General features: G+C 57.7%; 5 protein-coding genes and 1 pseudogene. 3 read left to right on the top strand and 3 right to left on the bottom strand.

The genetic code is table 11. The annotated features are described in order from the left end of the window. From L8F97_RS22330 to L8F97_RS22320, 3 genes are all read right to left on the bottom strand, one after another. Positions 1 to 384 (bottom strand): hypothetical protein (locus L8F97_RS22330; RefSeq protein ID WP_242154926.1); only part of this gene is annotated, 384 nt, incomplete at its 3' end. Positions 385 to 748: 364 nt separating this feature from the next. Continuing rightward, positions 749 to 1,981 carry an FtsX-like permease family protein gene (locus L8F97_RS22325; RefSeq protein ID WP_242154924.1) on the bottom strand — a complete coding sequence of 411 codons (1,233 nt, stop codon included), beginning with the start codon at positions 1,979 to 1,981 and terminating at the stop codon, positions 749 to 751. A 419-nt stretch (positions 1,982 to 2,400) separates the two neighbouring features. Continuing rightward, on the bottom strand, positions 2,401 to 2,877 hold the full coding sequence (locus L8F97_RS22320; protein WP_242154922.1) for a DUF892 family protein: 477 nt from the start codon (positions 2,875 to 2,877) through the stop codon (positions 2,401 to 2,403). 182 nt (positions 2,878 to 3,059) lie between these two features. On the opposite strand from L8F97_RS22320, the gene L8F97_RS22315 reads away from it, so the two are divergent. The 3 genes and pseudogenes from L8F97_RS22315 (at position 3,060) to L8F97_RS22305 (ending at position 4,278) form a co-directional block, all read left to right on the top strand. Next, complete coding sequence (locus L8F97_RS22315) at positions 3,060 to 3,314, top strand: DUF2778 domain-containing protein (RefSeq protein WP_242154920.1); 255 nt, start codon at positions 3,060 to 3,062, stop codon at positions 3,312 to 3,314. Between the two features lie 12 nt (positions 3,315 to 3,326). After that, positions 3,327 to 3,431: pseudogene (locus tag L8F97_RS22310) on the top strand (SDR family oxidoreductase); the annotation flags it as partial. Positions 3,432 to 3,723: 292 nt separating this feature from the next. Then, positions 3,724 to 4,278 carry a hypothetical protein gene (locus L8F97_RS22305; protein ID WP_242154919.1) on the top strand — a complete coding sequence of 185 codons (555 nt, stop codon included), beginning with the start codon at positions 3,724 to 3,726 and terminating at the stop codon, positions 4,276 to 4,278. The last annotated feature ends 431 nt before the right edge of the window (positions 4,279 to 4,709 follow it).

The raw sequence follows: 4,709 nt of genomic DNA, 5'->3' as shown, positions 1-4,709 counted from the left end.
CAGCCACCTGAACAGCTTCTCCCCAAAACCGTTTTCGATGAAGTCCAGAACGCCCAAGAAACCCCCATCGAAAGCTCGGCTGATGGGAGTTTCGAACTCCCGCGACATGTCTCCGTTGCAGTCGACGCAGCATGGCAGGGTGTAGGAGCCATACTTGTGCCTCGCGCCGTTCGGCAGCGTGACGGTCTGGCGGTAAAGATCAAAACGCCTCAGAATCCAGTCCGGCAGAATGTGCTCTTCATTGAACGGCACGTCGTCCGCCTCCGCGCGTCCACAGATGAAGCAGCACTCGCCAGCCCATATGCTAGCCTCGAAACGTTCTTGGCTGCAGAACAGCACTCGTCCGTCGCTGGCGATGATTGATCCATCCAAATCCCTCAACACATCTAAATCCCAGAAGTGGCGATAAGCGCCTCATACGCTCAATGCGCCGCTAGAGGGAATGCGTTGCGGGATAAGCCAAATCAAAGGCTTGCGACGCCCAGCAAGGTCGATGTGAGCGATGCAGTCGTCGGTGGTTCGCGCCTGCTTGTTCAACAGTAGGCGCCTAGCGATCACGAGTGACCCAATCCCGGCCATTCGCGACGCGTTTTTGGCTTCCCAACTCCGGCCACCCGTTCATGTCGTTAGAACGTCCGGTTTTAGGCGTTCGAGAATGGCCGCGGAACGGCTCGAGGTGGTGGTGAGCAGTCCGGCAGCTTTCGGGCGAATGCAGTAAGCTACCGCTCGTATGTTCGTGGCCGAGAGCTTAGGTGTACCTCAACACAGTAGCGGGATCGATCGCAGATGCTCGGATCGCTGGGTACAGGGTACTAAGAAAAACTCCTGCGGAAACTAGAGCTGCGATCCACGCAACCTCGGTGGTCGATATTGCAAGGGGTATAGAGAGCATCACGTCGAGTTCGATCGGTGGATGCAGAGAATGCGCGCGCAATAAATGTGTGATCGGGTCCTTGGCAATTTTGAGGCCTAGCCCCAAACCGAACCCGGCGACTTCGCCCGAAAATCCGATGAGCGCTCCAACGCCGACAAAAACCTTCGCCACCGACTTTTTTGACATGCCCATAGTCATCAAAATCGCTATTTCACGAGACTTGTAGCGAACAAGCATAACCATTGACGACAATATGTTCGACAACGCGATCAAAGTGACCATTGATATTACAACAGTCATTGCAAGCCTTTCCTGCGACAGCGCAGAAAACAAAGCCGTGTTCATACTCTGCCACGTCGAAATTGTATAACCCACGGGATGTAACCGACGCATTCGCGCTATAACGATATCCTGAAGGTCTGGATTTTTGAGCGTTACGCTCACCTTATCTGCCATTGCACTAGTGCTGAGGATGACGCGAAGGTCATCTACGGGTACAATTGCTCGCCTGCTATCAAATGTATAAACGCCGGTATCGACTATGCCAGAAACTGTAAAATCATAACTTACTATACCGATAGACCCATTGCTGTTTCTAATTTGAGAAATAGCTGCGTGATCTCCAGGAACAACACCAAGGCGCGCAGCTAAATCGCCGCCAAGTGCGAGAGTCGCCGGTCGAGTAGGCGCTGTGCCCATCACCGTTGCCGACTGCCCCTGAAACAAAGGAGATTTTACCATGCCCGAAGGCACTAGACCTTGTAGGTCGGCGGAGAAGACTCTTCCATTGGCTCCAATGAGGCCCGACCCATTTAGCGATGCAGTCGTAGCCTCCACGCCGTCGATCTTGGCTAGCTCTCGCTCCATCTGTGCCGGACGCTTAATTGCGAGCCGTGAGGACGTAACGAAAATATGACCGTCTGCGGAAGCAATTTGACCTGCAAGCCGCGCCTCAGCACCGTTCATGAAGCAGATCACCAACATCAGTGAGGCGACTCCAATAGTGACACCTGCGAAACCGATGGCCGCGATCAGAAGTGCTGCTCGACCACCAGCGCCGGGTATCAGAAATCTGGAGATTAGAAGCCTCTCATGGGGTGTAAACAATCTCAGCTCCTGATTAGGCCCGCCTAGAGAAACCTAATCAAGGTCCGCTTTTAGGCAACGCATAGAATCCTCAAGGGCTGAGAATGGACGCCTGCGGAAGGTCCGGTATTGGTCGGCTGACGTAGAGTAGCTGCCCTTCCCCTGCCCTCCGGCGCAACGACCCACATTTCGCCGTTCGCGGCGCGTTTTCGGCTTCCCAACTCCGGTCACCCGTTCATGTCGCTAAACGTCCGGTTTTAGGCGTCCGAGGACGGCCGCGGAACGGCTCGAGGTGGTGGTTTTCAGTCCGGCTGCTTCCTCGGCTCATCGCCTTCGCTTGCGGACATTCCTTCAGGTCGGCACGGCGATGCCGCCCAGGCGAACATCTGGGTGCGAGGTGTCGAAGGGGAGCGCCGTTGGTAACGCTCCCCCGCGGCCACTCAGGCTGCGAGCAGCTTTGCAGCCAGCTCGGTGTGCTGCTGATCGGCCTGCTTGGCTTCCTCGACCGAAGCCTTCATTTCGCTTGCCGCGTCGTCCATGCCGAGTGCGGACAGATAGCTCGCCATCGTTCCAAACGACGCGATCCAGTAATGAAGCGCCAGTTGCCCTGCCGCGACGATGCCGAGATCGCGCGAGGTCACGTCCGGCGCCTGCTGACGGATCAGACGGGAGACTTCGTAGTGCGCCTCGAGCACCTTGTTGTCGCCCTGCTGACCGGGGCCAGTCTGCTCCATGGCCCGATCGATCCGGTCGGCCCACTTCTTCGAGGTGCTGTTGCCTTGTTCGAGTGCCGCCTTCAGATCGGGATGAGAGGCATCGTTGCTGATCTCGTCAGTCGCGCGTGCAGCTACGTCACTGCCTGCCTTCATCGCGCTCAGCCCTTGCGAGACGAGCTCCTTCAGATTGTTGTCAGCCATATTTGCTCTCCAAGGATCGCCGGCCAGTCGGGCCTGACGTCAGGAAGCTCAAGCCTCGGCGATCTCGGACGTTCCAACAGTTCCACCTGCGTTCCGACGTACTAAAGCACCTGCTGGCCGGAATGCGGCCTTGCCACGGGGTATGCGGGCTCCGGGGCTGGGAAGAACAATCCGGACCTGCAATGCACCGAGGACATAGGACCGATACCGAGGGCTGGTATACGCTGGAAGGCGCAGTCGACCACCCCGCGCCTGTCACGATCCCGCTCAGGCCGGACGCCGGTAACGACATGTGCGGCCGAACCGGCTTCCTCATCCATGCCGACAACGTCGCCTTCCCTGGCTGGGCCTCGGACGGCTGCATCGTCATCGGGGATCGAGCGAAGCGCGCTGCCATTCGCGACAGCGGCATCACCCGGCTGGAGGTCGTGCGGTAGCTTGGCCGCTTCGGTCAGCCGGAGGACGTCGCTGCGGCGGTCGCGTTTCTGGCGACGCCCGCTGCGCGGCAGATTACCGGCGCTATCCTCAACGTAGATGGTGGCGCACTGACGTGAGGACACGTTGGCACAGCGCACTGCCTCCGAGCGTGCGCCATGCTGCGTCCACTCGGCCATCCGAGTTCGCATGACCCACTTTCCGCCGTTCGCGGCTCGTTTTCGGCTTCCCAACTCCGGTCACCCGTTCATGTCGCTAGAACGTCCGGTTTCAGGCGTTCGAGAACGGCCGCGGAACGGCTCGAGGTGGTGGCGAAGCGACGGGCAGCTTTGGTCTCCCGCTACCACGTTCGGCCATTCATACGAACATGGTAGCGTCGAACCAACGCAGCGGAGCATAAGATTTCGATTGATGGACATTCGAGCATTCCGCACCGAGCTAGGTAAAGCCTTTTACGCAGACGGATTTCAGGAGCTTCGACTGCGGAAGGGTGCGTCGAAGGTTTGGGCGCTGCCTTCCAGCGAAGTCATCGCTTATTTTGCTCCCGATGCTCAGCGTCGAGCTTGGGGTTTCAATCTGTTCGGCACCATTGGCATCGAAATTCCAAAACTCAGAAGCTGGCTGAACGAGCACAAGTCAGGACAAGACTGCGGTATCTTTCACAGCGGATTCATTGGCTATTATACTTTAAACGAAGAAGTCTTACGCGATTTTAGGATTGAGCACGGATTGCCTATCCCTTTCGATCTTTGGGTTGGGCTGATCAAGGATCGGCTCAATCGAATTCCGCAGACTTTAGATGGTCTAATAGCAACTTACCGGACCAATCGAGAGGCACTTGGATGGTTGGCGCACCCGGGCGACAAAGCCGCATGGGACTTCCTTGTCCAGTGGATGCACGACCCCGACCCCAGCCTGAGCGTGCCATATCGCCTGCCAACGGGGCAAATTGCTCACGACCGCTAGCGGGTAGCGCGTCCGTACCGTCGAGCGGCAACAAATGGGCGCCTGCGGAAGGTCCGGTGTTGGTCGTTTGACGTGGAATAGCTGCCCTTCCCTGTCCTTAGATGCAACGACCCATAACTAGACGTTCAGGCGTGTTCGCCTTCTTCCCGGAAGCGGTCGCCTGTTCAATTGGTCAATTGCACGGGATATATTGCCACGGAATGTTCAAGCGCCGCCGTATCAGGATGCGCACGGTGTTCGCGGAGGCACGTATGCGGTAGCGCTATTCCATGAGACGCTCGCTCGATCAGCTCCTGACCACCATCGACGTCGATCCACACGCCTTCTCGGTGTGCCGGATCCAGACTGGATGGAGGATGACCTTTCCCGCGTTCGCTGCGGTGACCATACACTTCGTGCTGCGGGGGTCCGGACATCTCCGGGTCGGCGCA

It is taken from the genome of Sphingomonas sp. BAUL-RG-20F-R05-02, from assembly GCF_022662305.1.
Taxonomy (GTDB): domain Bacteria; phylum Pseudomonadota; class Alphaproteobacteria; order Sphingomonadales; family Sphingomonadaceae; genus Sphingomonas.
The sequence above is the reverse complement of the archived record's forward strand: the minus strand, read 5'-3'. Positions and strand labels throughout refer to the sequence as shown.